The organism is Klebsiella sp. M5al (assembly GCF_002090195.1).
Lineage (GTDB): Bacteria > Pseudomonadota > Gammaproteobacteria > Enterobacterales > Enterobacteriaceae > Klebsiella > Klebsiella grimontii.
The window spans coordinates 2,627,918-2,652,820 of record NZ_CP020657.1 but is presented as its reverse complement, the minus strand read 5'-3'; the positions used below and the strand labels follow the sequence as shown (position 1 = coordinate 2,652,820).

Below are 24,903 nucleotides of genomic sequence, written 5' to 3'. Positions count from 1 at the left end.
CGTTAAAGGATTGTCCAAATGAAAAGAAAAGTACTGGCCCTCGTTATTCCAGCATTATTAGCTGCTGGCGCTGCTCATTCTGCTGAAATTTATAATAAAGACGGAAATAAACTGGATCTCTATGGCAAGGTAGACGGTCTGCATTATTTCTCCGATGATTCATCGAAAGATGGCGATCAATCCTACGTCCGTCTTGGCTTCAAAGGCGAAACCCAGATTAACGATCAGCTGACCGGCTACGGTCAGTGGGAATATAACGTTCAGGCGAACAATACCGAAGGCTCTGACAACCAGGCCTGGACCCGTCTGGCATTTGCTGGTCTGAAATTCGCTAACTACGGTTCATTCGACTATGGCCGTAATTACGGCGTACTGTACGACGTAGAAGGCTGGACCGATATGCTGCCAGAATTCGGCGGCGACTCCTACACCCAGGCCGATAACTTTATGACCGGCCGCGCTAACGGCGTTGCAACCTACCGTAACAATGACTTCTTCGGTCTGGTTAACGGCCTGAACTTCGCCCTGCAGTATCAGGGTAAAAATGAAAATCAGTCCGGTGATGAAAATCAAGAAGGCACCGCCAACAATAATGGTCGCAACGTCAAAAACTCTAACGGTGACGGATTTGGCCTCTCCTCCTCCTACGATCTGGGTATGGGCGTGAGCATCGCAGCGGCCTATAGTTCTTCCGACCGTACCAATGAGCAGACCCATTATTCTACAGCCGGCGGCGATAAAGCCGATGCCTGGACCGCAGGTTTGAAATATGATGCCAACAATATCTACCTGGCAACCATGTATTCAGAAACCCGTAATATGACCCCATATGGTAATAACAGCGATACTATTGCCAACAAAACGCAAAACTTTGAAGTGACGGCTCAATACCAGTTCGATTTCGGTCTGCGTCCGGCTATCTCCTACCTGCAGTCTAAGGGTAAGGATTTGGTTATGCAGGGCAATGCTGCTAACCCGGCAGGAAATACCGGTGACAAAGATCTGGTTAAATATGTCGACATTGGCGCGACTTATTACTTCAACCGTAATATGTCTACCTACGTTGATTACAAAATCAACCTGCTGGATGAAGACGATAGCTTCTATTCTAACAACGGCATCTCTACGGATGACGTCGTCGCGTTAGGTCTGGTTTACCAGTTCTAATGTCCGGGCCCGCTGGCAACGGCGGGCTTTGTCTTCCCCTCCCGGCGATCGACTGCATTCAAAGCAAAACAATATATCGATTACCTTAAAATAATCGTCCGTTAAATGATATATTGCTCCCTGGAATTGCCGTAGCCGTAAGAGGACGCCCGCCATGCACCATCACCCCGTAACATCATCCCGAATCACCTCCGTCGCCTATGATGAATCCGCCGGCATTCTTGAAATCCGCTTTCGCGATAACCAAACGCTGCAGTATATCGGTGTCCCGCCGCGCATTTTCCGCGACTTTCTGCTGGTGGTTTCTAAAGGCCGTTTTTACGATGGCGTCATTAAAGGAAAATTTACCGAACGCCGCTGCGCCTGATGACGAAAGTGTGATTGCGCGCAATGTACAATAATCGCCTGGATGACCTACACTTTAAGTGGTTACTTAAACAGGAGGTTTTATGAACAGAATGATTCTTGTGCCCATCGATATTTCTGATACAGAATTAACCGATCGCGTTATCAAGCATGTTGAAGCTGAAGCCAGAATCGATGATGCCGAGGTGCATTTCCTGACCGTCATTCCCTCCCTTCCCTATTACGCTTCGCTGGGAATGGCCTACACCGCAGAGCTGCCGGCGATGGATGACCTCAAAGCCGAATCGGAATCGCGGCTCAAAGAGATTGTGAAAAAGTTTAATATCCCCGAAGACCGTATCCATTTTCACGTTTCAGAGGGCTCGCCGAAAGATAAAATCCTTGCTATGGCGAAGTCTCTCCCCGCGGACCTGGTGATTATCTCTTCACACCGTCCCGATATCACCACCTACCTGCTGGGCTCTAACGCCGCCGCCGTTGTCCGTCATGCGGAATGTTCGGTGCTGGTTGTGCGTTAAACCGACTCTGCCCGCCGCCGTGCGGGCTTTTTGTCTTTTCCCCCGCCGGGCTTATTTAACCTTAAATGTGCTGACATTCCCTTCGCTAATCCGTACCATACACGCCACATGCTACGCACCAGCAGAATGCCACAATCATGCTGGCAGAACGCGTGCGCTTCTGATGCCACACTATGAATTGAGCCATTATTAAATGCTGCAGAATCAAGAAATTAGCAAGAAAGAAAAATACAACCTCGACAAATTGCAGAAGCGCCTGCGCCGTAACGTCGGCGAGGCGATCGCCGATTTTAATATGATTGAAGAAGGCGACCGCATCATGGTTTGCCTCTCCGGCGGTAAAGATAGCTACACCATGCTGGAGATTTTGCGCAATTTGCAAAAAAGCGCGCCAATCTCTTTCTCGCTGGTGGCGGTCAACCTCGATCAAAAACAGCCGGGCTTCCCGGAGCATATTCTGCCGGAATATCTTGAGCAGCTGGGCGTGGAATATAAGATTGTTGAAGAAAATACCTACGGCATCGTTAAAGAAAAAATTCCGGAAGGTAAAACCACCTGCTCGCTCTGCTCCCGTCTGCGCCGCGGCATTCTTTACCGCACCGCTTCTGAACTGGGCGCAACCAAAATCGCCCTGGGCCACCACCGCGACGATATCCTGCAGACCCTGTTCCTGAACATGTTCTACGGCGGGAAGATGAAAGGTATGCCGCCGAAGCTGATGAGCGACGACGGTAAACATATCGTGATTCGTCCACTGGCCTACTGCCGGGAAAAAGATATTGAGCGCTTCTCCCAGGCGAAAGGTTTTCCGATCATTCCGTGCAACCTGTGCGGTTCGCAGCCCAACCTCCAGCGCCAGGTGATTGCCGATATGCTACGCGACTGGGATAAACGCTATCCTGGGCGCATCGAAACCATGTTTAGCGCGATGCAGAACGTGGTGCCTTCCCATCTTAGCGACGTTAACCTGTTCGATTTTAAGGGCATTCATCACGGTTCTGCGGTGATTGACGGCGGCGACCTGGCGTTCGATCGTGAAGAGATCCCGATGCAGCCGGCCGGCTGGCAGCCGGAAGAGGATGACGCGCAGCTGGATGAACTGCGCCTGAACGTGGTGGAAGTAAAATAACGTCTTGCGTCTCAGGCGCGCGCCTGAGACGCCTTTGTCGCGCTTATTTCAGCAAACGAACCCGGCAGGCCTTACCTTTAATCTTCCCGTTTTGCAGCTGCTTAAACGCTTTATGCGCTACGCCCTGGCGCACGGCTACGTAGACATGCGCCGGATGAACGGCAATCTTGCCGATGTCCGCGCCATCAAGGCCGATATCACCGGTCAACGCCCCCAGCACATCGCCCGCGCGCATCTTCGCTTTTTTACCGCCATCAATGCACAGCGTGGCCATCTCTGCCTGCAGCGGCACAACAGTGCTATTCGTCGGCCCGTTCATCCAGTTGAGCTTCATTTGCAGCATTTCGGCAAGAATATTCGCGCGCTGCGCCTCTTCCGGCGCGCAGAGGCTAATCGCCAGACCGCTTTCACCGGCGCGAGCGGTACGACCAATGCGGTGCACGTGAACCTCCGGGTCCCAGGCCAGCTCATAGTTCACCACCAGCTCGAGCGACTTGATATCTAACCCGCGGGCGGCAACGTCGGTCGCCACCAGCACGCGCGAACTCCCGTTAGCAAAGCGCACCAGCGTCTGGTCGCGGTCGCGCTGTTCAAGATCGCCGTGCAGCGACAGAGCGCTCTGTCCGGCGGCGTTTAGCGAATCGCAGACGGCCTGACAATCCTTTTTGGTATTGCAGAACACCACGCAGGAAGCGGGCTGATGCTGGCTCAGCAGCTTTTGCAACAGCGTGATTTTACCGTGTTGCGAAGTTTCAAAAAACTGCTGTTCGATAGCCGGCAGCGCATCAACAGCATCAATTTCAATGGTCTGCGGGTTGTTCTGCACGCGGCCGCTAATCGCCGCGATCGCTTCCGGCCAGGTGGCGGAAAACAGCAGCGTCTGGCGCGAAGCCGGCGCAAAGCGGATCACTTCATCAATGGCGTCGCTAAACCCCATATCCAGCATGCGGTCCGCTTCGTCCATCACCAGGGTTTGTAGCGCGTCCAACGACACGGTGCCCTTTTGCAGGTGATCGAGCAAGCGCCCCGGCGTGGCGACGATAATATGCGGCGCGTGCTGTAGCGAGTCGCGCTGGGCGCCAAAAGGCTGGCCGCCGCAGAGGGTTAAAATTTTAATATTTGCCAGAAAGCGCGCCAGGCGACGCAGCTCACCGGCGACCTGATCCGCCAGTTCGCGGGTCGGACACAGCACCAGCGACTGCGTCTGGAACAGCGAGGCGTCAACGTGCTGGAGCAACCCGAGGCCGAATGCCGCCGTTTTACCGCTGCCGGTTTTTGCCTGCACGCGGACATCTTTACCCGCAAGAATCGCCGGCAAAGCCGCCGCCTGAACTGGGGTCATCGAAAGATACCCTAGTTCATTCAGGTTAGTGAGCTGGGCGGCGGGCAAAACATTCAGAGTTGAAAAAGCGGTCACAATTATTTCTCGCATTACATTTAGGGGCGGACAATCTGCTGGCGCGTATCGTCGCAGATCTCCGCTCCCGATGCGACAATTTAATCGGCTCATCGTCAGGCGGTGGGTCGGGTAACGGACGCGGGCGGGGTTTGGGATCGTGGACCGGTACAGGATCGTTGGGTTCCGGCGGAATGGGGATTGAGTTCAGCGGATGAATAGGCATATTGACTCCCGGTTATGGGCGGGTACACCAGTTAAGCGTAGAAGCTGAGAAACAGAGCGCAAAAAAAAGCCGACTCATTAAAGTCGGCGTCGTACGAATCAATTGTGCTATGCAGTAATTCAAAAAAGGAAGTAAGACAATATGGAGCGCAACGCCCATCGCTTGACGTTGCATTCACCTGCGAGAGAGATATTGCCCTGAATGGGTAGACGGTTTATTGATTTCGCTCAAACATTGCCGGGTTTTCATCATCATCACCGCGCCAAAAGGCGATTCTTTACAACCATTTACTACGATGCAACCACCATGTAACACCCCCAATGAGAACGACTAACATTATGCAGAAAATAGAAAAACCCATATGCCAGCTATTGCCGGGAATGCCGCCGAGGTTGACGCCAAAGAGTCCGGTTAAAAAAGTGCTGGGTAGAAAAACCATGGCCATCAGCGACATCGTATAGGTTCTACGTGATAGCGACTCCTGCATAATTTGCGCGATTTCATCGCTCATAATCGCCGTGCGGGCGATGCAGCTATCAATCTCATCCAGACCTCGCCCCAGACGTTCGGCAATATCCTGCATCCGTCGCCGATGGTCGTCCGTCATCCACGGCAGACGCTCGCTGGCAAGCCTTGCATACACATCACGCTGCGGCGCCATATAGCGGCGCATGACGATAAGCTGTTTACGTAACAGCGCGAGGAAACCGCGCGGTGGGACCTGCTGATCCAATAAATCATCTTCCAGATCGATAATCCGGTCGTGAAGCTGCTCGATAAACTCGCTGGCGTGATCGGTTAGCGCATCGCAAACATCCACCAGCCAGCCGCCGCCGTCAATCGGGCCGTTGCCCTCACGCAAATCGCCGAGCACATCATCCAGCGCCAGGACTTTGCGCTGCCGGGTGGAGACAATCAAACGCTCGTCCATATAAAGACGCATCGCGACCAGCTGGTCCGGGCGCTCATCGGTACTGCCGTTAATACAGCGCAGCGTGATTAATGCCCCATCGCCAATTCTCGTCACTCGCGGGCGAGTGCTCTCGCCGGCCAGCGCATCGCGCACGTTATTGGGCAGCAGCGGCGTTGATGCCAGCCATTCCGCGCTATCAACATGGGTATAGTTGAGATGCAGCCAGCAAGGATGCTCTTTATCAATGGTGTCACTATCGACCAACGGCTTTACGCCGCCCTGCCCGTCGAACACCCATGCAAAAACGGCATCCGGCACGTTCAGTTCCGATCCCTTAATGGCGTCCACTGGACCTCCGTTAACTCATGCACATTTCCGTAGTCTAGCCTTACGCGACGGTTACGCAAGAGCTAATCAGGGCATGCTGCTGAATTCACTGGCGAAAAGCGAGGAGCCTGAAAAAAAGAACCCGCCGGCGGCGGGTTGTGGATGTACTTTGCAATACTGTGTCTAACCTGCATTATTAGCCGCCGCCAGACGCTGGGCTGACGGGAAGGCAGGCTAGCAGGAGCCGTTCATTTTTTCTCTTCTGCGTATTGACGAGCGTTGTCATGCAAATGGGTACACATACTTTTTTCCTCCATTTTAGTAAGCAAAATAAGAATAGAGTGATATTGCCGCTTTGCAAGTTTAACCGTGACCTTTAGCGCTATTCAGATAGCGCAGCAATAGCAGCAGGTCTAAATCGTTGCGTAGATGAAATTTAGACATAATCTGGCGCTTGTGTGCAAAAACCGTTTTATTGCAAAGCGAAAGTTTTCGGGCAATCGCGTTCACCGTTAACCCCTGATAGATTGCCGCCGCGATAATTCGCTGCTGTGGGGATAGTTTCCTCTGCGGGCAACGCTCGCATCGCAACACCGATTTTTCTTCCGCTGACGGTGGGGGCAGAATCCATGAGAGTTTAATTTTCGCCATAACCTGAGAGATTTTCTCATCGCGCCCAACAAAGACGATCTCTTTCAGACAGAGCGGCAAAGCGGCTCTTCCCCGTCGATTTTGCCTGGCAACCAAACCAATCAGCAATCCCGGTTTCCGATTTAACAACTCGGGATGACATACGAATTCTGCTCCGCGACATAAATCCAGCACGACCACATCAGCATCCTGCACGATCCGTTGATTAAGCGATGCGGCACATTGCGTAGATAATGCGTACTCCGGGAAGAGGCCCTGTAATATAAAGTGCAATCCTAAATTAAAAAACTGATTATTATTTTTAATGACGATATTCAACATCGACTTAGCCTGCTGAAGAAAGTAAATCAAGTATTATCCAGACAGCTAACGATACGCAAAGTACCGCTATCGTCGATTTACAAAACACGATATAAATAAACATTATTTTTCGACCTGAGAACTGGCGCCCCACGAAATTTAAGCAGAAATAGCGTTCTGGCGCGGCGAATCAGCCCCGGCTAATTAAAATCGACCCGCCCCGTTGTGGATTACCCTCCCTCGCCTTGACTAAAAAAGAGATATTGCAAAAACGTTATATCATTCACATGGATATATTTATGCTCGCCGGAGCGTCGCCACTAAGGCTGGCTTACGATCAAGCATCGTAAAAACCCACGCTATTATGGCTGAAGTGAATTTTCATCTAAACACACTCATTAACTCAAGTTATTTTTCGGTGTCATTTTAGACTATTCATAGCTTGCCTTGTTGCTCCTCTCAACGGTTATTGGCTGGCAGAGGGGCGGACTCCCCGGCGGGGAAATGGGAGAGTGACAAACCATCCCGCGAAAGCATTCAACAAAACGTCACCTTCTGTGGGGCATCACGTTCGGCGCATTTCTTTTTGCGCAAAATGCTGTATTATGCGATTTATTGCAGCATTTTGCGGGTTTAGATTATGCACAAAACGGCCAGACAGAAATATCTAATTGATATTCTTAGCGAAAAAGGCCAGGTCACGATCAGTGAGCTGGTCGATAACCTGCAAGTTTCTGCAGATACGCTGCGCCGCGATCTCAGCGACCTCGAGAAACAGGGGCTGGCCCAGAAAAACCACGGCGGCGCTATCGCGCTCAATCTCTCCATCATGAATCGCCAGAACAGGAATACGCTGCTACCGGATATCAAGCAGCGCTTAGGTAAAATGGTGGCGGAGAAAATCCCCAGCGGATCCACGCTGTTCCTTGACGCGGGGAGTACCGTGTTGGCCGTCGCCGCTCAAATACAGGGCCCAATGACGGTTATCACCACCTCTTTGGATATCGCCCAGCACTTCAGCGCGCGTCCGGATATTCAGCTTATTTTGCTGGGGGGAAAATGGGATATGCAGCAGCGCCTGTTTGCCGGTAGCGCTACGGTTTCGCTGCTGGAACGCTATCGGGCGGATATCGCTATTCTCGGCGCCTGCGCGCTCCATGCCGATCTCGGCCTCAGCGCCAGCCAGGAAGCGGACGCCGAAGTTAAGCGCGCCATGCTGGCGGCCAGCGCGGAACATTGGTTGGTGGCCGATCATATGAAACTCAACCACTGCGAGCCCTGGCTGGTTGCCGGACTCGCCGACATCCATCAGCTCTTTCTTGACCGGCCATGGGAAGAACTGAAGGATAATGGCTCAATACAACTCACTATCGCTGATGCTTAAGAACGCGGAGATGCTTATGACTAACGGTAAGAACATTAATATTGCCCTGATTGGCTACGGCTTCGTCGGCAAAACTTTTCATGCTCCGCTGCTCCAGTCCGTCGACGGCCTGAATCTGGCGATTGTCGCCTCGCGCGATGAAGAGAAAGTGAAACGTGACCTGCCAAACGTCACCGTCATCGCATCGCCTGAAGAGGCCATCCAGCATCCGGATATCGATCTGGTGGTCATCGCCTCTCCTAACGCAACCCATGCTCCGCTTGCCCGTCTGGCCTTAAACGCCGGTAAGCACGTCGTCGTCGACAAACCCTTTACTCTTGATATGCAGGAAGCCCGCGAACTGATTGCGCTCGCGCAAGAGAAACAGCGGGTGCTGTCGGTGTTCCATAACCGCCGCTGGGACAGCGATTATCTGGCAGTGAAGCAGGTTATCGAACAGGGGCTCATCGGCAACGTGAAACATTTTGAATCCCATTTTGACCGCTTCCGCCCGGAAGTACGCGTCCGCTGGCGGGAGCAGAACGTACCGGGCAGCGGCCTGTGGTTTGATTTAGGCCCGCATCTGATCGACCAGGCGCTGCAGCTGTTCGGCCTGCCGCAGTCGGTGCAGGGAAACATCGCCACTCTGCGTGAAGGCGCGGAGATCAACGACTGGGCGCACGTGGTGCTGAACTATCCGCAGCACAAAGTGATTTTGCACTGCAGCATGCTGGTCGCGGGTGGCGTATCGCGCTTTACCGTCCATGGCGATAAAGGCAGCGCCGTCAAACAACGCGCTGACCAGCAGGAGAGCCAACTGCTGGCGGGCGTGGTTCCGGGCAGCGAAAGCTGGGGCGCGGACGACGATAGCCTGGTGGTGTTTGACGCAGACCTGCGCGCCAGTGAAATCAGCGCGCCACGAGGCGATCAGCGCCAGTACTATATTCACGTCCGCGACGCGCTGACCGGCAAAATCAACAATCCGGTATCGCCATTAGAGGCGCTCGCCGTGATGGCGGTGCTGGAAGCGGCAGCGCAATCCGCCGAGAGCGGTACAACGCAAACGCTCGCGCTGACCGCAGATGAACTGGCGGGTCTGCAATAAGCGCCGCGCAATATGTCTGAGGGGTTGTCGCCCCCTTTAATGCCAGCCTACAGTTTCACCCGCAGCAAATCGCTGAGCCGGGTGGTGTAGGCTGGCGACAGCATCTGCCGCTTCATCTCCCAGCTGCGCTCTATCCCCTGCCCGGCAAACCAGAGCCGGCCTTTTTCACGTCGGTTAACAGAATCAAGAACCGTCATCAGCCGTTCGCTATTCGCGCGCGGCCGATAGTCGTCAAACAGGCCTAACTGCGCCACCCCCTGGCTAAAGAAATCGCCCAGCATCACGCCGCACTTTTGATATCGGTATCCCTCTCGCCAGATGGCGTCCAGGCATTTTAGCGCCGCCGCGATGATATCCCGGCTATCCTGGGTCGGGATGTGGATTTCCGTGCCGGCATCATTGCCGTAATAGACTTCATTACCCGCAAACGGACTGGTCTTCACAAAAACGGAAACATAGCGGCAGAACTGATGCTCCGCGCGCAGCTTCTCGGCGGCACGGACCGCATGGCTGCATACGGCTTCGCGCATCGACTCGTATTCGCTCACCTTCTGACTGAATGAACGCGAGCAGATAATTTGCTGTTTAGTCGGCATATACTCTTCCTGCTCAAGGCAGGGCTCGCCTCTCAGCTCCCGCACGGTGCGCTCCATCACGACGCTGAAATGTTTTCGGATAAGCGAAGCGGGCGTCTCGGCCAGCTGAAGCGCCGTGTTGATCCCCATCTCATTGAGCTTTTTCGCGATGCGGCGCCCTACTCCCCAGACCTCGCCGACGACCACCTTCTCCAGCAGCTTTTTCTGCCTGACCGGTGAGGAGAGATCGACCACGCCCTCGAATTTTGGCCACCTTTTGGCCGCATAATTAGCCAGCTTAGCCAGCGTTTTCGTCGGCCCGATCCCCACCCCCACCGTCAGGCCGGTACACTGGAGTAATGTACTACGCACATGGCGACCAAATGACTCAAGCTCCTCAGAACGATGGATCCCGGTCAAATTCACGAACGCTTCATCAATAGAATATTGATAAACCGCGGGGGCCAGCTCTTCGAGAATCGTCATGACCCGACGGGACATATCGCCATATAGGGCATAGTTGCTGCTAAACACCGCCACCTGATGGCGCTCAAACTGTGATTTCACTTTGAAATAGGGTGCGCCCATTGGAATCTCCAGCCGTTTAGCCTCGTGATTCCTGGCGATGACGCAGCCATCGTTGTTGCTCAACACCACCACCGGACGCCCGCGTAAATCAGGGCGAAAGGCCGTTTCACAGCTGGCATAAAATGAATTCACATCGACCAGGGCAAACATCAGCGGAGCCTGTTGATACTGAAAGTAACGACACCAAAAATCTCCAGCGCCTCACCGTCGTTGTGCAGCACAATGGGTGGAAAATCCGGATTCATCGGCAAGAGTTGCATGATGGGGTGCGTACAGAGGCGTTTAACCGTGTACTCGCCGCCGACGGAGGCGATGATGATATCACCATGCTTCGCTTTCAGGCCGCGGTCCACCACCAGCAGCGTGCCTTCATAAATGCCGGCATCAACCATTGACGTGCCCGTCGCCATGACAAAATAGGTCGCCGCGGGATGGCTGATACAAAGCTCATTGAGATCGATCCCCTTCTCAATGTAATCCTGCGCGGGGCTGGGAAAGCCGCAGGGAACAAGGTCGCTAAACAGCGGAATCGACACGATCTTTCGCCATTCAACCGGTTGATAAAACATCATATTAGATTCACCCGTGATAATACTGTATTTATATACAGTATCAATAGTTCATCCGAGTTTTTCAAGTCGCCCGTCAGAGATTGATGCGAAGACGTTGAAGTTGCGCTGAATTTTGCATCCGGGTTTGCATAGGGCGCCTTCCCCGTACGTATTACAGATGGTTTTGTACTGCATGCTGGAAATTTCCGCTAATTGGGAGGAGGATAGAATCCGTTGATGCGTACTATGCTTATAGCCTGTTGTGGTCCACCCGACATACTGAACCGGAGATTCATATGTATTACACGTTAGGAGACAAAACTCTCCACTTTTATCGCTATCAGTGCCACTTTTATGTCGCTCATTGGGACGGAGGGCACGTGATGACGGAGAAGTTCAAGCCGTTTATTGCCTCAATCACCGAGAAAACCGGCATTGAGGCAAAGAACGTTGAGGCGGCGGCGCGGGACTACTTCAATAACGTCGACTGATATTGTACGCCATACCATCGCTATCAGCTTATTCGCATAGCGATGGTAACGATGGGCGATCGGCAGAAAGCGCAAAAAAGCCGTGTCACGCGATCGTAAAACAAAGCCTGTAGGATAAGCCCGGACGCCACCAGCGCTAAAACGAGGTGAAGAGATGGGAACAGTTAAAGCCAGCAATCTGGAACAGGCAAAGCAGCTTCTGCAGTCCGGCGACGCCATTAAACTCGAACTGGATTTCGAGCTCGACTCTGATGAATTTTTTAATTTTGCTATCGAGTACTGTACGAATGGAGCGAAGCTTACGCGAGCCGGCGATCGCTTCCTGATTTCACGTAAAAAAAAGTAGCCTGAGCGTTATCCCCGCCATTCACAGCATCACAGGGGCATTCGTTTTTAGCGCCTGTGATGCTCGCCAGCAGAATAAAAATATCCGCATAAATTAACCTGGAATATTGATACATCGCGCATTTTCGTTGCCGAGGGAGGAATAATGTAGCTGCGGTATCTTACCGAGGGTTAAACCGTGAAAAAACTATTAATATGCTGTTTGTTTGGCGAAACGGCAGGGATTATTGCTCGTAGAATGCAAAAAATTGCTGACGATCGGCAACTGGATTTATTAATCAGCGCCGTTGGGGTTGAAAACTTCTTTAGCGTCGCTCCGGCTTATGATGCCGTGCTGGTTGCCCCGCATATCCAGTATAAGGTCGAGCAGTTCACTCGCGCACCGCATGCACCACAAGACATTGCCGTTATTGAAAGCTTGCCCTATGCCTCATTTGATGGTGAGAAGATCCTTAACTTCGCCCTGAATACGCTGCTGTAATCTCTTTGCTGCCCGGCCAAAAGAACCCGCGACAGCACGGGTTCTTTGGAGATGAATTATCTGAACGGCGCGTCAAGAGGTACTTCGGCGTCAGGTTCATGGGTAATGCGGTTACGAAGATCGCGACGAATCATCTCAATGGCCCAGAACCAAAAAATATGCCCCAGCAATTCCGAAATATACTCATCGGCAGGAATATTCAATAAAGAAGGCGTCAGCCCCAGTAGCGGAAATGAGATCCAGTGAACGGCGATGGTGGCGACAATCCCCGCCCATGCTCCCTGCCATAATTTCACTTTCGGAAAGACTTCCGCGACGACACAATAACCAACGGCAAACACCAGCGAGAATATAATATGTGTGACCATCACCGGATTGATGATGTGTTCGGAGAAAGTATATACCGTATGCGTTGGGTCAATTCCCAGATAGTCGCGTAAGAAAAGATAAGGCGGGTTAAACTCATCTCTGCCGCCGGAGAAAGTACGCGGCGGTAATGGAACTTCAGCCCCCCATTTAACAAACGCCGACATAATTCCGGCAATCACCCCGACAAATAGCGCTACGCCATAACGACGTCGGGCTGGTGTTGTTTGTATAAAGAAATCCTTAATCGCCATAAAAATCACCATTAATTTATTACATTTATTTTCCCTGTGTCATATTTAAGGGCATTGGCGATTATCAACATTGATCGCGATCACACTTTTCTCAGGTGCCATGACGACCCATTATATACTGTCATTATGACCATAGGTCTACTACCAGCAGATAAAGAGCCCCTTTTATTCAAAGGAGGCTCCTTCCGGGACGATGCTTTTATTGCCCAAAACGGTAACTGATGCCCGCCATCATGGAGCTAACGTCGCTGCTCACGCCAATTTGATTTTCGTTACCCACATTGTTGACCCACTGGTACTCCAGACGTCCCGACCATCTGTCATTAAAGGCATATTCGGTACCGAAAGCCAGTACCGGGCGCACGCCGGTATCAAATCGATTTTTTCCATTCACATCGGATTCCGCGCGATAGCCCATCAGCCCTGCCCGGCCGTAAAGATCCCAGTCGCTGGTCAGGCTATAGCTGGCCTTCAACGAAAGCTGTAGCCCCTGACTTTTCATTTGCGAACCGGATGCGCCATGGCGACCATTGATGCCCATATTGCCTAAATAGTCATAGCCACCTTCAACCGCCAGCCAGGGGTTAATCTGATAGCCGGTAAACACACCGCCGCCGACGTTATCGCGGTCAACATCGACTTGCCGATCGGTGCTGGAATCGCCGTAGTGCGACCAGCCAAATTTAGATCCCGCGTACCAGGTTCCTGTCTCCGCAGCAGCAAAAGCGGCCGTCGCCGTAAAAGCATGAGCAATAATTAACGTAATAAGCGTCTTTTTCATAATCATCTCGTTGTCGACCCGTTGTCGAATAAATGTCATCGTCAAAAATTAAGTGGGCCTACAATAAAATATTAACGCCGCGCTGATAATCGTTTTCTTATTTAATTTTGGACAACCCGCCAGACTTAAAACCGCTCGGGTAATTTATTCACGCCAATCAAATACCCCCCGCGTTTAAACGTAATATAGTTACCACTTTTTAACGCCGATAATACGTTTAATACACTGCTACGTGATAAGTGTGTACGCTCCTGAATATAATCCAGAATAGATATGCGCATCCGCGTCTCTTCGGGAAGCTGCCCCATCTCCTGCAAATGGTTGCGAATAACGGCGTAGGTCCGCTGCTGGACGACTAATGCATCACGATAGAAAAGATAAGCCGTGTGGTACGACAACAATGAGGCGACATCTTCCCAGACGCCATGCTGGCGAAAGGTTTCCATCGCCTTTTGCGCATCAACGCGCAGTATTGTCGACTCGGTTTCCGCCCGCAGCTGATGGCCGCGTACCGGCTGGATCATCTCGGCAATACCAAACAGATGCGGGTGGTAAACCGTGACAATCAGCAGACCGTCCGAGGCTCTGAGGATAGAAAGCTCTCCGTTGAGGAAAAGGTACAGCTGCGGTTGATTTTTATGCGTCCAGGTCATACGTTTTCGCGGCACGACGATCATTTTTTCGGCTATTGGCGTCAGGAGCGCCGTTAAACGCTGGATACTCTCTTCCGGGCGGACGGGCGGTAGGATATGCATAGAAATACCTGATTAGTTCTGGTTTAAAAATTATAGAACGCAACAAGATTTCCGTAAGAATTGCGTGACTACGCATTTACTCACACCTGCAAAGACAAGAAAAGTCCGGCCTGATTTAAATTTAAACAAACTAAAAAGCTGCCCGCAGGCAGCCCGATCGAAATTGTAATAACACTTACGATTCAGATATCAAAGGCCCTTTTCGAGGGCCCGATCTTACTTCCGTAACTCAAGCGATGCTGAGTTTCTGGAAATATGCGCTGCGATATTATCGAATGTAATCATCGCGGATTTACAAAAAATGCATTTCGCGCCAAACGGATTTTTTTCAGAAACATCGTAGGTGGATGTTCTGTACTGCGACCCATGACAGCATGGGCATCTGAAATGAATGTGGTCAATCATGATGTTAGCCTCTTTTTGCTACAACATTCTCTACCGCAGGGACATTTAGCCATATTTCACAGAAAACGCCTTCCCGGCTTTTCTGTAACAGCGTGAAAACGCTGCTCTGAATGGTTGAGAATAACAATGACATCATTGTCATTACTGCTTATAGATACCTCTGAAGCGCACTTCAGACTGAATTCTATTACTGCACCAGCGATTTTTTAATGTTGTTCGTTTCTTAGTTTGCCCTAGGGCACGTAATGTTCGGTAGATTTCAATAAAATAATCTTGTGCTATTGGGATAACGCTATCTCTTATGCACTTTTGCACGCTAAACGGAAGATTCCGGGCCTACCCCTTCTCTATCGCCGTTTGCCGGTTTGTGAACCTGTCTACTCGGGTTTAGACCGTCATCGTTGTCGCAGGTTCAAAAAACTTTAAAATTATTCGCTTCACAGAGCTTAATTAATCACGATAGGGAGAGTCTAAAGAAGGATTATCTATGGATAACGCTTGAGATGAGAACTGCTTCACTAAACCGTTTATTACTGGATCTGTGTAGTAAATCGACCTGCTATTAATCACATAGATGACGATCGATAGCAAGCTTTATTTTCAGCGCTACCGCGAACGGATGGTCATAGCATAAAGACGTTTCCGCGGCCCTCGCCGGCTGGGCGCAGATAAAAAAGCCATGCCGCGAAATTAGGCCTCCTCGGCCGCCTGCTGCAAAACCACTTTGCTCCAGGCATAAAACGCGCGAACCGCAGGAGGAAGGTACCTATTTTGCGGATAAACCAGCGAAAGCGGTAAAGCACAAGAGACGTTATCCAGACAGGCAACCAGCTCGCCGCTGCGCAGGTACGGCCTGGCCAGATAGCTGGCGACGCGGATTAACCCAAGTCCTTGTATTGCGGCCTGTATGTAGGCGTCCGTATCATCGACGACCAGGGTCTCTTTCATGCGGATCGCGTAATCCTCCTCAGCAAGCGTGAAAAACCACTCGATGGTTCTGCCGGTGCGGTGATCCAGATAGCCAACAGCGCGATGCCTTTCCAGATCACCGAGCGTTTCCGGCTGACCATAAGCGGCAATATAGGCCGGAGAGGCCAGAACCCGCCATGAAAAGTTGGCGAGCGGCCGGGCAACCAGGGTCGTTGAATCGTCGATCCTGCCCGCGCGGATCGCGCAGTCATACCCTTCCTGAATGATGTCCTCCACGCTATCGCTTGAGCAAAGTATCAGCTCCAGACCAGGATGCTGCTGCAGAAAGGCCGGGAGCCTGGGGATAATACTCTGCCGCGCAAGGGACTGCGGCATGCCGACTTTGAAACGGCCTCTGGGCCGCGCGGACCGCCCGGGGAAAGAGGACTCCAGCGTGGCGATCTCAGCCAGAAGCCTTTTGCACTCGGCATAATAGTGGCGGCCGTCAGGCGTAACGCTAAGCTTGCGGGTCGTACGTTGTAAAAGCTGAATCCCCAGGTATGCTTCAAGCGTCTTAATCACCCGCGACACCGTAGAGCGCGGCAGCCCAAGCGCCTCCGCCGCTCTGGCGAAACTATGCGTATCCACCACACACATATAGACCTGCATTGATTCCAGCTTATCCATCTTTCCCCGTAAGGCATCTCGTGATTATTCCATTTCTACGAACAGTCTAACTTATCCCCGCGTACTTGTCGAATCAGGCTCGTCGGCCTAAGCTTCACCCAAAGCTCGTAATACCTTGATTAAATGAATAAGGAGTCAAAATGGAAGAGCATAATGTCGCTACAGATGAAAAAGTATTAGTGCTGGGATCGGGACAACTCGGGGCCGCCGTGCTCGACTCGCTGGTGCCGGCGGTCATTCAACGGAATGGCGCTATCAGCGTTATCGTGTCGCCCGGCTCGTGGGATGCGCGGGGAAAACTGCGCTCCGCGGCTCATCAAAAACTGGCCGACAGGGGGGCGGAATTTATCGCCGTCGACGTTGCATCCAGTACGCCAGCCTCGCTAAAAGACCTCTTTGCGAATTTTGCTACCATCATCAACTGTATGGGATTTGTCGCTGGGGCGGGTACGCAGATAAAAATTACCCGGGCGGCGCTGGAGGCCAGGGTGAAACGCTATTTTCCCTGGCAATTTGGGGTGAATTACGATGCGGTCGGAAAAGGTAGCGGCCAACCCGTGTGGGACGAGCAGTATGACGTCAGAACGTTATTACGCGCTCAGACCGCCACGGAATGGGTGATTATTTCAACCGGCATGTTTACCAGTTTTCTTTTCGAGCCGGCGTTCGATGTGGTCAATTTATCCCAAAATACCCTCAATGCGCTCGGGAGATGGGATACGCAAATCACCGTGACGTCACCTGCGGATATTGGCCGCCTGACCACCGCCATTTATTTGTTTGAACCCCGATTAATCAATGAAGTGGTCTTTGTCGCCGGAGAAACGACCTCTTATGGAAAACTGGCGGACACCGTTGAGCGCGTAACAAAGCGAACCTTTACCCGGCAGGTATTTACCCTGCCCACGCTACTGGAACAGCTGCGTATGAAGCCGGACGATCGGATGCTTCGCTATCGCGTCGCCTTCGCACGCGGAGATGGGATGTGGTGGCCGATGAGTGAAACCTGGAATGTACAAAATAATATTCCAACCCAGGATATTGAATCCTGGCTTAGAAGCGTTATTTAACCCATTTTCTTTCACAGGACATCTTGCGATGAGAATGGCTATCATCAGCACATAAGCCATCCTCATAGTATTAAGTGCGAGCGAGGCTCTTTTGCCCCGCTCTCAGTCCACGGTTAAGGCATCGACCACTTCTGCTACGCTTTTGACGCTGTGGATGTTGCCGATCCCCGTGCCGAGCGAGATATAGCCTTCATCAGCGTTGCCTTCCAGCATGCCGATACGCAAACCGCGTAATCCCCCCATGGCTTCGCCGAGCGCCTCGCGGCTGGCGCCGGCTTTATCCATCGACACCAGTTTTTCGGCCAGCCTGCCCGGCAGCGAGCGATAGTAATGCGGCAGCGTGCGGAAAAGCCGCAAATCAAGGCCATTGGCGGCAATAATTCTATTTTTGACCGAGGCTGGCACTCTGCTTTCTTCCGTCGCGATAAAAACCGAACCGGCAAATATCCCTTCCGCGCCGAGCGCGTGCGCTGCTCTGGCGGTACGATGGTCGGTAATACCGCCCGCGGCCATCACCGGAATGCGCTTCACCGCATCGGCAATCAGCGGCACAATTGAAAAGGTTCCCAGCGCGGTGCCCGGCAATGTCCCTCCTTCATCAAAGCCGGTCGCGACGATGATATCGGCGCCAGCGGCTTCAGCAAGGCGGGTATTTTCAGGCGTCGGATTGATATCACGGTAAATAACAGCAATACCCGCCTCTTTTAATTCGTTGAACAGCGCCGGTATGAGCGCCCCTTCGCCGTAACCGGTATACACCACGGCCCTGACGCCCTCTTCTTTTATCACCTGCAGAATAGGCGGGGTCCAGATATCATTTTCAGGCGTTGGGATCAGGTTCACGCCGAAAGGCTTTTCGGTCAGCCGTTTGGTTTTGCGGATCTCTTCGCGCATTTTTTCAGCGGTTTCTTCCGGCGTGGAAACCGCGGTCTCAGCGGTTAAACCGGCATTGGGCCCCAGCACGCCAAGCCCGCCGGCATTGCTGACGGCGGCGACTAAACGGGCATCGGTCAGCCACGATAGCGGCCCCTGAATCACCGGTTTTTCTATATTCAGGATCTGACAGATACGGTTATTTTTCATGGTGCAATATCCTTCACAATAGCGCTATGGCGCGGTTCATTTTCTTCGTGGAAGGAGTGTAGGCCGTTACATTATTTAGAAAAATAGCCAAAAAATTTCATCACTATTATAAAATCAGTAACAATAAAATCTCCCGATGTGGGCAAAAGAAGCCAGCTATGCAAATAAATCTCTTTGAATCGATTCGCATTTTTATTGAAATTGTCGAGGCGGGCAGTTTTACTCAGGCGGCGGAGCACCTGCAGATTCATCGTCCCGCCGTTACGAAAGCCTTGCAGCTGCTTGAGCAGCACTGCGGCACGCGTTTGCTGCAGCGAACAACGCGTCGTATTAACCTGACGCCTGACGGGGAAGCGTTTTACCGTCAGAGCAAACCTTTGCTCTCCCAGGCGGATGCGTTGCTGGAATCGTTTAGTACAGACCGGGTATTGCACGGCCAGCTGCGAGTCGACATGCCTGTCGCTTTTGCGACGTTATTGGTCGTTCCCCATCTGCCTGATTTTTATCGTCAGCATCCTGGCGTCGAAATCATCCTCAGTAGCTCAGACCGTCGTCAGGATATGCTGCGCGATGGGCTTGACTGCCTGCTGCGGGTGGGAGAACTGGACGACGGGGACTATATCGCCCGCAAGTTGGGCAGCATCAAAATGACGACCTGCGCCAGCCCGGCCTATATTGCGAGCCACGGCGCGCCGCAAACGCTGGAGGATTTGCAGGATCATCAGGCTATCAACTGGGTTAACAGCAGCAGCCGGCAAATTATGCCGTGGACCTTTGCGACGCCAGAAGGTATCGCCGAAATGACGCTTCCCGGTAAGCTGGTCATCGATAACTCTGAAACCTATTTATCGGCAGGCCTGGCGGGGCTGGGATTAGTCCAGGGGATGAACCTGTTTTTACAGCCTTATCTCGACCGCGGCCTTTTGGTGGAAGTCTTACCCGACAATCCCTCCCCCGATCGCAAACTGTCACTCTTGTACCCGCACCGCCATCTCTCACGCAAAGTGCGGGCGTTTACCGAGTGGCTAGAGAGCTTATTACAAAAGGCGCGATGCGACGTTAAACAGTAACGGTAGCGCCTGTCATCAACCAGAACGTGCCCCCGGAGAAGGTTACGCCCCTCAGGATTGACGGCTTAAATTCTCAGGGTATCAATCACCGCCCGCAGCGCGGGCGACACGTTGCGATGGGGATAATAGAGAAAAGAGCCTTCCAGCCGCTGGCTGTAGCGTTGCAAAACTCTGATAAGCGCGCCTCGCTCTAAGTCGTCGGCGACCAGCTCCTGCGGGACATAAGCCAGACCCAGACCCAACCTGGCGGCTTTTGCCTCCATATAGCTATCAGCAAAGGCCCACTGCCCCTGCGGACGGTGGGTGATTTTTTTACCGTCCTGATCGAGCTCCCAGGCGTACAGGCTGCCGTCGCCAAACTGATAGGCGATGCAGGGATGAATCACTAAATCCGCGGGCGTTTGCGGAAAGCCGTAGCGGCGAAAATGCTCGGGCGTGCCGACAACAACCATCTCCATATCGGGCGAAATGCGCACCGCCACCATGCCGCCGCCGACTTCCGGCCCCAGACGCACCCCGGCATCAAACCGCTCCGCGATAATATCGACAAACCGGCTTTCGCTGATCAGTTCCAGGCGGATATCAGGATAGCGTTGTTTAAAGACCGCCAGCTTCGGCAGCAGCACTTTATCAATGGCGTGCTGGCTGGCATTGATGCGGACGGTACCGGACGGGGTATGGCGATAATACGCCAGCGTGGATAGCCCCGAGTCTAACGCATCAAAGCCGGATTCGACGGTTCGATAGAGCTGCTCGCCCGCCTGGGTGAGCGAAAGTTTGCGGGTGGTACGCACCAGAAGCTGCACGCCCAGCCGCTCTTCCAGTTCACGAACGGAACGGCTGACGCCGGATTGCGCCAGTCCAAGCCGCTGCGCCGCGGCGGTAAAACTGCCCTCCCGCACCACCAGCATAAACAGGTACAGATCGTTATAGTTTTCCCGTTTCGCCATCGTTTCCTTCCCGCCATTCATAACAATATGATATCAATCTTAGCATTATTCACCCTCTAATCAGCACCATTACTGCTAACTATAATCGGCGCATGGCAACAAAACACCGCAGCGTTGCCCGTATGCAACCTGTACCTGGAACCTGTTTTAGGGGAAATATTGATGAAAGCATTCGCCAGAAAACTGACGGCCGCCATGCCTGCCATGCTGCTATGCGCATCATTCAGTGGAGTCACTACCATGAGCTATGCCGATACCATTCATCCAAACGCGCCCGTTTCGATGGTCGAAAAATGGGACAAAACCTTCGCGGAAAGCGCGAAAGTCGATCACCGTAAGGTGAGCTTCCCGAACCGCTACGGAATCACCCTGGTCGGCGATCTCTACATTCCAAAAGATCGCGGCGAGCGTAAGCTGGCGGCGATCGCAGTCAGCGGTCCCTTCGGCGCGGTGAAAGAGCAGTCCAGCGGCCTCTATGCGCAGATCCTGGCGGAACAGGGTTTTGTCACCCTGGCCTTCGATCCTTCTTATACGGGCGAAAGCGGCGGCTATCCGCGTAACGTTGCCTCTGCGGATATCAACACCGAAGATTTCAGCGCGGCGGTCGATTTCTTAGGTCTGCAAAGCGAGGTGGACCGCAACCGTATCGGGCTGCTCGGCATTTGCGGCTGGGGCGGCATGGCGCTAAACGACGCCGCGATGGATACCCGCGTGAAAGCGGTGGCCACCAGCGTCATGTACGACATGAGCCGCGCGATGGGCCATGGCGTTGGCGACGGTAAAGATCGCTATACCACCGCCGATCGCCGCGCCGTACTGCGCTACCTCAACGAACAGCGCTGGAAGGATGCGGAAAACGGCGCCTACGCGCCGGGCGGACATGATATTTACGTCGATGAGAAAGGCAACGCCAGCGCGGGCGATCGTATCTTGCCAGAAACCTTACCCGCCAACCCGAACCCGGTTTTGAAAGAGTTTTTTGACTATTACCGGATGCCGCGCGGTTTCCACGCCCGCTCCGTCAACTCAACCGGCGCGTGGAATGCGACCATGCCGCTGTCGTTTATGAATATGCCGCTGCTGAGCTATGCCAGTGAAGTCACCATCCCGACGCTGATCGTGACCGGCGAAAAAGCGCATTCCCGCTATTTTGCCGAAGACGCCTTTAAGGCCATCGGCAGCAAAGAGAAAGAGCTGATAATCGTCCCCGGCGCGAACCATGTCGATCTCTATGACAATGCGGCCGGTAAAATTCCGTTTGCCAAATTTGAACAGTTTTTCAAAACCAGCCTGAGATAACGACCGAAAGCCGTTCGAAATTCGCGGGCGGCGTTCCATCGCCCGCGCTTTACCTTTATCCACGTTTTCATCAATAGCGTCTGATCCGGCCGCGCCTGAAGCGGGCCGGGAAAATATTCCGGGATGCAGATCATGTCCACACTGAGCCGTACTACCCCCCCCACGCCAGCACACGCCCACTGGGGCGGCGTATTTGCCATGACGCTGTGCGTTTTTGTCCTCATCGCTTCCGAATTTATGCCGGTCAGCCTGCTGACGCCGATTGCCAGAGATTTAAACGTCACCGAGGGGCTGGCAGGCCAGGGCATTGCGATTTCCGGCGCCCTGGCGGTCCTGACCAGCCTGACTATCGCCAACCTTGCCGGGAGCCTGAATCGTAAATATCTCCTGCTGGGGCTGACGGTTCTGATGGCGGCGTCGGGTTTGATTGTCGCGCTGGCGTCCAGCTATGCGGTTTATATGGCGGGAAGGGCCCTGATTGGTATCGTCATCGGTGGATTCTGGTCGATGTCGGCGGCCACCGCCATCAGGCTGGTGCCGCAGCGCCAGGTTCCCCGCGCGCTGGCGATTTTCAATGGCGGTAACGCGCTGGCGACCGTCGTGGCGGCGCCGCTGGGCAGCTACCTGGGGTCAACCGTCGGCTGGCGCGGCGCCTTTTTATGCCTGGCGCCGCTGGCGATAGCCGCCTTCATCTGGCAGTGCGTCAGCCTGCCCGCGATGGCAAGCGATAACGCGAGCCGGCCGCGCGGCTCCGCGCTTCGCCTGTTCAGAACGCCCATCATCGCTATCGGCCTGCTGGCCTGCGGACTCTTCTTTATGGGGCAGTTTACCCTCTTTACCTACGTGCGGCCGTTTCTGGAAACGGTAACCGGCGTCAGCGCCTCTGGCCTGTCCCTGATTTTGCTCGCGATAGGCATCGCGGGTTTTATCGGCACCCTGGGCGTTTCACCACTCCTCACTGCCCGATTTTATCAGACCTTAATCACCCTCCCCTTACTGATGGCCGCGATTGCCGGAACGTTGCTGCTGGCAGGACACCACGCCTGGGCCGTAGCCATTCTGTTAAGCCTGTGGGGAATGCTGGCGACGGCGGCGCCAACCGGCTGGTGGACGTGGATAGCGCGGACGCTGCCCGACGACGCGGAAGCGGGTGGCGGATTGATGGTCGCCGTGATTCAGCTGTCGATTGCGCTGGGTTCGACGGCAGGAGGCGTGGTATTTGACCGCATGGGGTGGCAAAGCGCTTTTGGATTAAGTGGAATATTGCTGCTTGCCGCGGTCGGAATAACGGCGCTCACCGGCCGCCAGGCGAGGAAGTAGGCTAAGGCCGCGGGTTTTTCTCGCCGCGGGTCGTGCGTATAATGCGGTTTCAATACTCGCTGAAAAACTGCGGCTAAAAATATGAATCTCAATCGGTGTTGTTATTTGCTCCTGATCGCTGCGGCGATCGGCAGCATTTTTACGTCCTGGCCCTTTGCTATTTGGCTCCTGCTGGTCAACGTCCTGACGCTAGCGATTTACGGCGTGGATAAAATGGCGGCGCGCAGGGCCTGGCACAGGGTACCGGAGTCCACGTTGCTGGTGTTTGGGTTCGTGGGCGGCTGGGCTGGCGCAATAGCGGGTCAGCAGCTGTTCCGCCACAAAACGCAAAAGCAGCCGTTCAGGACCTGGTTCATCATCAGCGCGATCGCCAGTCTCGCAGGGATGGCGGCGATTTATGTGTTCTCTCCTTTTTCTTTTCACTAAGTTTTGGCGAGGCTAACGGCTTGCAAAAGCGCGGGAATGCACTCAACCCGCCGCTATTCGTAGTATATTGAGAGTATTGTTGATTATCAGGTGTCCCTTATGACCTACTCCATCGGTGAATTTGCGCAGCTTTGCGGCATTAACGCGACGACGCTCCGCGCCTGGCAGCGTCGCTACGGCCTCCTTAAGCCACAGCGCACCGATGGCGGCCATCGCCTGTACAACGATGACGATATCCAGCAGGCGCTTAAAATTCTCGACTGGGTCAAAAAAGGGGTTCCCGTCAGCCAGGTGAAACCCCTGCTGGCGCGTCCCGGCGCGCGGCGGACGAATAACTGGCTCACCTTGCAGGAGAACATGCTCCAGCGCCTGAAAGAGGGGAAAATCGAATCCCTGCGCCAGCTGATTTACGACGCCGGGCGCGAATCCCCTCGCCCCGAGCTGGTCACCGAGGTGCTGCGCCCGCTGCGCAGCCAGGTCTCCGCCAATGTACCGGCAATTATGACGCTGCGCGAAATCCTCGACGGTATCATCATCGCCTACACCTCCTTCTGCCTCGAAGGGGACAAAAAGGCGCCCGGCGATAACTATTTGATCACCGGCTGGCACCTGACAGACGCCTGCGAAATCTGGCTTGAAGCGCTCAAACGCACCGGACAGGGCCACCGCATCGACGTCCTTCCGGCGCCCCCCGCAACCCTGGCGCCGGAGATCCTGCCGGAGCGCAAATGGCTGCTGGTGACGACCGGTAAACTCTCTCCTGCTCGCCAGAAGCAGGTCGAACGCTGGCAGCAGCAGGTGGTCTCTCTGGAGATTGTCGCGCTGTAATTTAGTGCACCGCGGCTAACACGTCCTTCGTCATATCCCCCGTAAACCGATCCTCTGTACGTAAAATGCGCCCCCCTGTCCGCGTAAGGCGCGGCGGACATACCCTTTCGCCTCTCGCTAAAGCCTCAAAACCTGCGCTGCAAAGATAAAAATAACCATCTGATTTTTAATAAAAATAAAAAATACTCCAACCAAAACTTGGACAAAT

At 53.5% G+C, this 24,903-nt stretch carries 27 protein-coding genes and 1 pseudogene; 15 read left to right on the top strand and 13 right to left on the bottom strand.

What is annotated here, in order from left to right; genetic code table 11:
* Nucleotides 1-18 precede the first annotated feature (18 nt).
* The 4 genes from ompC to ttcA all read left to right on the top strand — a co-directional run bounded on the left by ompC (nucleotide 19) and on the right by ttcA (nucleotide 3,180).
* Entirely contained in the window at nucleotides 19-1,167 is a 1,149-nt protein-coding gene (ompC, locus tag BWI76_RS12725; protein WP_004139187.1) for a porin OmpC, read from the top strand.
* A 154-nt stretch (nucleotides 1,168-1,321) separates the two neighbouring features.
* On the top strand, nucleotides 1,322-1,534 hold the full coding sequence (locus BWI76_RS12720; protein WP_004139189.1) for a KTSC domain-containing protein: 213 nt from the start codon (nucleotides 1,322-1,324) through the stop codon (nucleotides 1,532-1,534).
* Between the two features lie 82 nt (nucleotides 1,535-1,616).
* Nucleotides 1,617-2,051 carry a universal stress protein UspF gene (gene uspF / locus BWI76_RS12715; protein ID WP_004121089.1) on the top strand — a complete coding sequence of 145 codons (435 nt, stop codon included), beginning with the start codon at nucleotides 1,617-1,619 and terminating at the stop codon, nucleotides 2,049-2,051.
* A 193-nt stretch (nucleotides 2,052-2,244) separates the two neighbouring features.
* Nucleotides 2,245-3,180 carry a tRNA 2-thiocytidine(32) synthetase TtcA gene (gene ttcA, locus BWI76_RS12710; RefSeq protein WP_004139190.1) on the top strand — a complete coding sequence of 312 codons (936 nt, stop codon included), beginning with the start codon at nucleotides 2,245-2,247 and terminating at the stop codon, nucleotides 3,178-3,180.
* Between the two features lie 43 nt (nucleotides 3,181-3,223).
* Here the strand turns inward: ttcA and dbpA are convergent, their stop codons facing one another.
* The 4 genes and pseudogenes from dbpA to BWI76_RS12690 form a co-directional block, all read right to left on the bottom strand.
* Nucleotides 3,224-4,597, bottom strand: coding sequence for an ATP-dependent RNA helicase DbpA (gene dbpA, locus BWI76_RS12705; protein WP_004139192.1), 1,374 nt, complete (start codon nucleotides 4,595-4,597; stop codon nucleotides 3,224-3,226).
* Nucleotides 4,598-4,637: 40 nt separating this feature from the next.
* Nucleotides 4,638-4,802: pseudogene (locus tag BWI76_RS28685) on the bottom strand (hypothetical protein); the annotation flags it as partial.
* A gap of 277 nt (nucleotides 4,803-5,079) precedes the next feature.
* The gene (gene zntB, locus BWI76_RS12695) at nucleotides 5,080-6,063 is read right to left on the bottom strand and encodes a zinc transporter ZntB (RefSeq protein ID WP_004139195.1); all 984 of its coding nucleotides are present in this window, start codon (nucleotides 6,061-6,063) and stop codon (nucleotides 5,080-5,082) included.
* A gap of 342 nt (nucleotides 6,064-6,405) precedes the next feature.
* Nucleotides 6,406-7,014 carry a helix-turn-helix transcriptional regulator gene (locus BWI76_RS12690; RefSeq protein WP_064342565.1) on the bottom strand — a complete coding sequence of 203 codons (609 nt, stop codon included), beginning with the start codon at nucleotides 7,012-7,014 and terminating at the stop codon, nucleotides 6,406-6,408.
* A gap of 619 nt (nucleotides 7,015-7,633) precedes the next feature.
* Between BWI76_RS12690 and BWI76_RS12685 the strand changes: the two genes are divergently transcribed.
* Entirely contained in the window at nucleotides 7,634-8,377 is a 744-nt protein-coding gene (locus BWI76_RS12685; RefSeq protein ID WP_004139198.1) for a DeoR/GlpR family DNA-binding transcription regulator, read from the top strand.
* The gene (locus tag BWI76_RS12680) at nucleotides 8,343-9,461 is read left to right on the top strand and encodes an oxidoreductase (RefSeq protein ID WP_162685324.1); all 1,119 of its coding nucleotides are present in this window, start codon (nucleotides 8,343-8,345) and stop codon (nucleotides 9,459-9,461) included. The genes BWI76_RS12685 and BWI76_RS12680 overlap by 35 nt, the downstream gene beginning before the upstream one ends.
* A gap of 47 nt (nucleotides 9,462-9,508) precedes the next feature.
* Here BWI76_RS12680 and umuC read toward each other — a convergent pair whose 3' ends face one another.
* Nucleotides 9,509-10,774, bottom strand: coding sequence for a translesion error-prone DNA polymerase V subunit UmuC (gene umuC, locus BWI76_RS12675; RefSeq protein WP_004139201.1), 1,266 nt, complete (start codon nucleotides 10,772-10,774; stop codon nucleotides 9,509-9,511).
* On the bottom strand, nucleotides 10,774-11,196 hold the full coding sequence (gene umuD / locus BWI76_RS12670; RefSeq protein WP_004139203.1) for a translesion error-prone DNA polymerase V autoproteolytic subunit: 423 nt from the start codon (nucleotides 11,194-11,196) through the stop codon (nucleotides 10,774-10,776). The genes umuC and umuD overlap by 1 nt, the downstream gene beginning before the upstream one ends.
* Nucleotides 11,197-11,471: 275 nt before the next feature.
* Between umuD and BWI76_RS12665 the strand changes: the two genes are divergently transcribed.
* From BWI76_RS12665 to BWI76_RS12655, 3 genes are all read left to right on the top strand, one after another.
* Nucleotides 11,472-11,666 (top strand): hypothetical protein, encoded by a 195-nt coding sequence (locus BWI76_RS12665; RefSeq protein WP_004139205.1) that lies wholly within the window; start codon nucleotides 11,472-11,474, stop codon nucleotides 11,664-11,666.
* 154 nt (nucleotides 11,667-11,820) lie between these two features.
* On the top strand, nucleotides 11,821-12,012 hold the full coding sequence (locus BWI76_RS12660; protein ID WP_004139207.1) for a hypothetical protein: 192 nt from the start codon (nucleotides 11,821-11,823) through the stop codon (nucleotides 12,010-12,012).
* Between the two features lie 177 nt (nucleotides 12,013-12,189).
* Nucleotides 12,190-12,492, top strand: coding sequence for a PTS sugar transporter subunit IIB (locus BWI76_RS12655; protein ID WP_024358369.1), 303 nt, complete (start codon nucleotides 12,190-12,192; stop codon nucleotides 12,490-12,492).
* Nucleotides 12,493-12,548: 56 nt separating this feature from the next.
* Here BWI76_RS12655 and BWI76_RS12650 read toward each other — a convergent pair whose 3' ends face one another.
* The 5 genes from BWI76_RS12650 to BWI76_RS12630 all read right to left on the bottom strand — a co-directional run bounded on the left by BWI76_RS12650 (nucleotide 12,549) and on the right by BWI76_RS12630 (nucleotide 16,649).
* Nucleotides 12,549-13,112, bottom strand: a complete 564-nt coding sequence (locus BWI76_RS12650) for a YagU family protein (protein WP_024358370.1) — start codon at nucleotides 13,110-13,112, stop codon at nucleotides 12,549-12,551.
* Between the two features lie 199 nt (nucleotides 13,113-13,311).
* On the bottom strand, nucleotides 13,312-13,893 hold the full coding sequence (locus tag BWI76_RS12645; protein ID WP_024358371.1) for an outer membrane beta-barrel protein: 582 nt from the start codon (nucleotides 13,891-13,893) through the stop codon (nucleotides 13,312-13,314).
* A gap of 125 nt (nucleotides 13,894-14,018) precedes the next feature.
* Nucleotides 14,019-14,648 carry a winged helix-turn-helix transcriptional regulator gene (locus tag BWI76_RS12640; protein ID WP_004139219.1) on the bottom strand — a complete coding sequence of 210 codons (630 nt, stop codon included), beginning with the start codon at nucleotides 14,646-14,648 and terminating at the stop codon, nucleotides 14,019-14,021.
* Between the two features lie 216 nt (nucleotides 14,649-14,864).
* Entirely contained in the window at nucleotides 14,865-15,053 is a 189-nt protein-coding gene (locus tag BWI76_RS12635; RefSeq protein WP_071830654.1) for a cold-shock protein, read from the bottom strand.
* Between the two features lie 690 nt (nucleotides 15,054-15,743).
* The gene (locus tag BWI76_RS12630) at nucleotides 15,744-16,649 is read right to left on the bottom strand and encodes a LysR family transcriptional regulator (RefSeq protein WP_004139221.1); all 906 of its coding nucleotides are present in this window, start codon (nucleotides 16,647-16,649) and stop codon (nucleotides 15,744-15,746) included.
* Nucleotides 16,650-16,789: 140 nt separating this feature from the next.
* On the opposite strand from BWI76_RS12630, the gene BWI76_RS12625 reads away from it, so the two are divergent.
* Nucleotides 16,790-17,719 (top strand): aromatic alcohol reductase, encoded by a 930-nt coding sequence (locus BWI76_RS12625; protein ID WP_004139224.1) that lies wholly within the window; start codon nucleotides 16,790-16,792, stop codon nucleotides 17,717-17,719.
* Nucleotides 17,720-17,821: 102 nt separating this feature from the next.
* Here BWI76_RS12625 and BWI76_RS12620 read toward each other — a convergent pair whose 3' ends face one another.
* Nucleotides 17,822-18,802 carry an NAD(P)H-dependent flavin oxidoreductase gene (locus BWI76_RS12620; RefSeq protein ID WP_004139226.1) on the bottom strand — a complete coding sequence of 327 codons (981 nt, stop codon included), beginning with the start codon at nucleotides 18,800-18,802 and terminating at the stop codon, nucleotides 17,822-17,824.
* A gap of 158 nt (nucleotides 18,803-18,960) precedes the next feature.
* On the opposite strand from BWI76_RS12620, the gene BWI76_RS12615 reads away from it, so the two are divergent.
* Nucleotides 18,961-19,872, top strand: a complete 912-nt coding sequence (locus tag BWI76_RS12615) for a LysR family transcriptional regulator (protein ID WP_004139229.1) — start codon at nucleotides 18,961-18,963, stop codon at nucleotides 19,870-19,872.
* A 65-nt stretch (nucleotides 19,873-19,937) separates the two neighbouring features.
* Here BWI76_RS12615 and BWI76_RS12610 read toward each other — a convergent pair whose 3' ends face one another.
* Entirely contained in the window at nucleotides 19,938-20,822 is an 885-nt protein-coding gene (locus tag BWI76_RS12610) for a LysR family transcriptional regulator (RefSeq protein WP_004139230.1), read from the bottom strand.
* Nucleotides 20,823-20,984: 162 nt separating this feature from the next.
* Here BWI76_RS12610 and BWI76_RS12605 point away from each other — a divergent pair, with 162 nt between their 5' ends.
* The 4 genes from BWI76_RS12605 to BWI76_RS12590 all read left to right on the top strand — a co-directional run bounded on the left by BWI76_RS12605 (nucleotide 20,985) and on the right by BWI76_RS12590 (nucleotide 24,695).
* Entirely contained in the window at nucleotides 20,985-22,121 is a 1,137-nt protein-coding gene (locus BWI76_RS12605) for an alpha/beta hydrolase (RefSeq protein ID WP_004139232.1), read from the top strand.
* Between the two features lie 132 nt (nucleotides 22,122-22,253).
* Complete coding sequence (locus BWI76_RS12600) at nucleotides 22,254-23,441, top strand: MFS transporter (RefSeq protein WP_024358377.1); 1,188 nt, start codon at nucleotides 22,254-22,256, stop codon at nucleotides 23,439-23,441.
* Between the two features lie 81 nt (nucleotides 23,442-23,522).
* A complete protein-coding gene (locus BWI76_RS12595; protein WP_004139238.1) occupies nucleotides 23,523-23,867 on the top strand; it encodes a DUF1294 domain-containing protein in 345 nt (114 codons plus the stop codon).
* A 99-nt stretch (nucleotides 23,868-23,966) separates the two neighbouring features.
* Nucleotides 23,967-24,695, top strand: coding sequence for a MerR family transcriptional regulator (locus tag BWI76_RS12590; RefSeq protein WP_004139240.1), 729 nt, complete (start codon nucleotides 23,967-23,969; stop codon nucleotides 24,693-24,695).
* Nucleotides 24,696-24,903: the final 208 nt, after the last annotated feature.

Bases quoted from the DNA above. Each gene is read 5' to 3' on its own strand.
- BWI76_RS12625 (WP_004139224.1), top strand. From the start codon at position 16,790: ATGGAAGAGCATAATGTCGCTACAGATGAAAAAGTATTAGTGCTGGGA.
- BWI76_RS12640 (WP_004139219.1), bottom strand. From the start codon at position 14,648: ATGCATATCCTACCGCCCGTCCGCCCGGAAGAGAGTATCCAGCGTTTA.
- BWI76_RS12650 (WP_024358370.1), bottom strand. From the start codon at position 13,112: ATGGCGATTAAGGATTTCTTTATACAAACAACACCAGCCCGACGTCGT.
- BWI76_RS12660 (WP_004139207.1), top strand. From the start codon at position 11,821: ATGGGAACAGTTAAAGCCAGCAATCTGGAACAGGCAAAGCAGCTTCTG.
- BWI76_RS12600 (WP_024358377.1), top strand. From the start codon at position 22,254: ATGTCCACACTGAGCCGTACTACCCCCCCCACGCCAGCACACGCCCAC.
- ttcA (WP_004139190.1), top strand. From the start codon at position 2,245: ATGCTGCAGAATCAAGAAATTAGCAAGAAAGAAAAATACAACCTCGAC.
- BWI76_RS12605 (WP_004139232.1), top strand. From the start codon at position 20,985: ATGAAAGCATTCGCCAGAAAACTGACGGCCGCCATGCCTGCCATGCTG.
- BWI76_RS12615 (WP_004139229.1), top strand. From the start codon at position 18,961: ATGCAAATAAATCTCTTTGAATCGATTCGCATTTTTATTGAAATTGTC.
- BWI76_RS12685 (WP_004139198.1), top strand. From the start codon at position 7,634: ATGCACAAAACGGCCAGACAGAAATATCTAATTGATATTCTTAGCGAA.
- umuD (WP_004139203.1), bottom strand. From the start codon at position 11,196: ATGATGTTTTATCAACCGGTTGAATGGCGAAAGATCGTGTCGATTCCG.
- BWI76_RS12635 (WP_071830654.1), bottom strand. From the start codon at position 15,053: ATGATTGACCACATTCATTTCAGATGCCCATGCTGTCATGGGTCGCAG.
- umuC (WP_004139201.1), bottom strand. From the start codon at position 10,774: ATGTTTGCCCTGGTCGATGTGAATTCATTTTATGCCAGCTGTGAAACG.
- uspF (WP_004121089.1), top strand. From the start codon at position 1,617: ATGAACAGAATGATTCTTGTGCCCATCGATATTTCTGATACAGAATTA.
- BWI76_RS12665 (WP_004139205.1), top strand. From the start codon at position 11,472: ATGTATTACACGTTAGGAGACAAAACTCTCCACTTTTATCGCTATCAG.
- BWI76_RS12680 (WP_162685324.1), top strand. From the start codon at position 8,343: ATGGCTCAATACAACTCACTATCGCTGATGCTTAAGAACGCGGAGATG.
- BWI76_RS12720 (WP_004139189.1), top strand. From the start codon at position 1,322: ATGCACCATCACCCCGTAACATCATCCCGAATCACCTCCGTCGCCTAT.
- BWI76_RS12690 (WP_064342565.1), bottom strand. From the start codon at position 7,014: ATGTTGAATATCGTCATTAAAAATAATAATCAGTTTTTTAATTTAGGA.
- BWI76_RS12645 (WP_024358371.1), bottom strand. From the start codon at position 13,893: ATGAAAAAGACGCTTATTACGTTAATTATTGCTCATGCTTTTACGGCG.
- ompC (WP_004139187.1), top strand. From the start codon at position 19: ATGAAAAGAAAAGTACTGGCCCTCGTTATTCCAGCATTATTAGCTGCT.
- BWI76_RS12590 (WP_004139240.1), top strand. From the start codon at position 23,967: ATGACCTACTCCATCGGTGAATTTGCGCAGCTTTGCGGCATTAACGCG.
- BWI76_RS12620 (WP_004139226.1), bottom strand. From the start codon at position 18,802: ATGAAAAATAACCGTATCTGTCAGATCCTGAATATAGAAAAACCGGTG.
- BWI76_RS12630 (WP_004139221.1), bottom strand. From the start codon at position 16,649: ATGGATAAGCTGGAATCAATGCAGGTCTATATGTGTGTGGTGGATACG.
- BWI76_RS12595 (WP_004139238.1), top strand. From the start codon at position 23,523: ATGAATCTCAATCGGTGTTGTTATTTGCTCCTGATCGCTGCGGCGATC.
- BWI76_RS12610 (WP_004139230.1), bottom strand. From the start codon at position 20,822: ATGGCGAAACGGGAAAACTATAACGATCTGTACCTGTTTATGCTGGTG.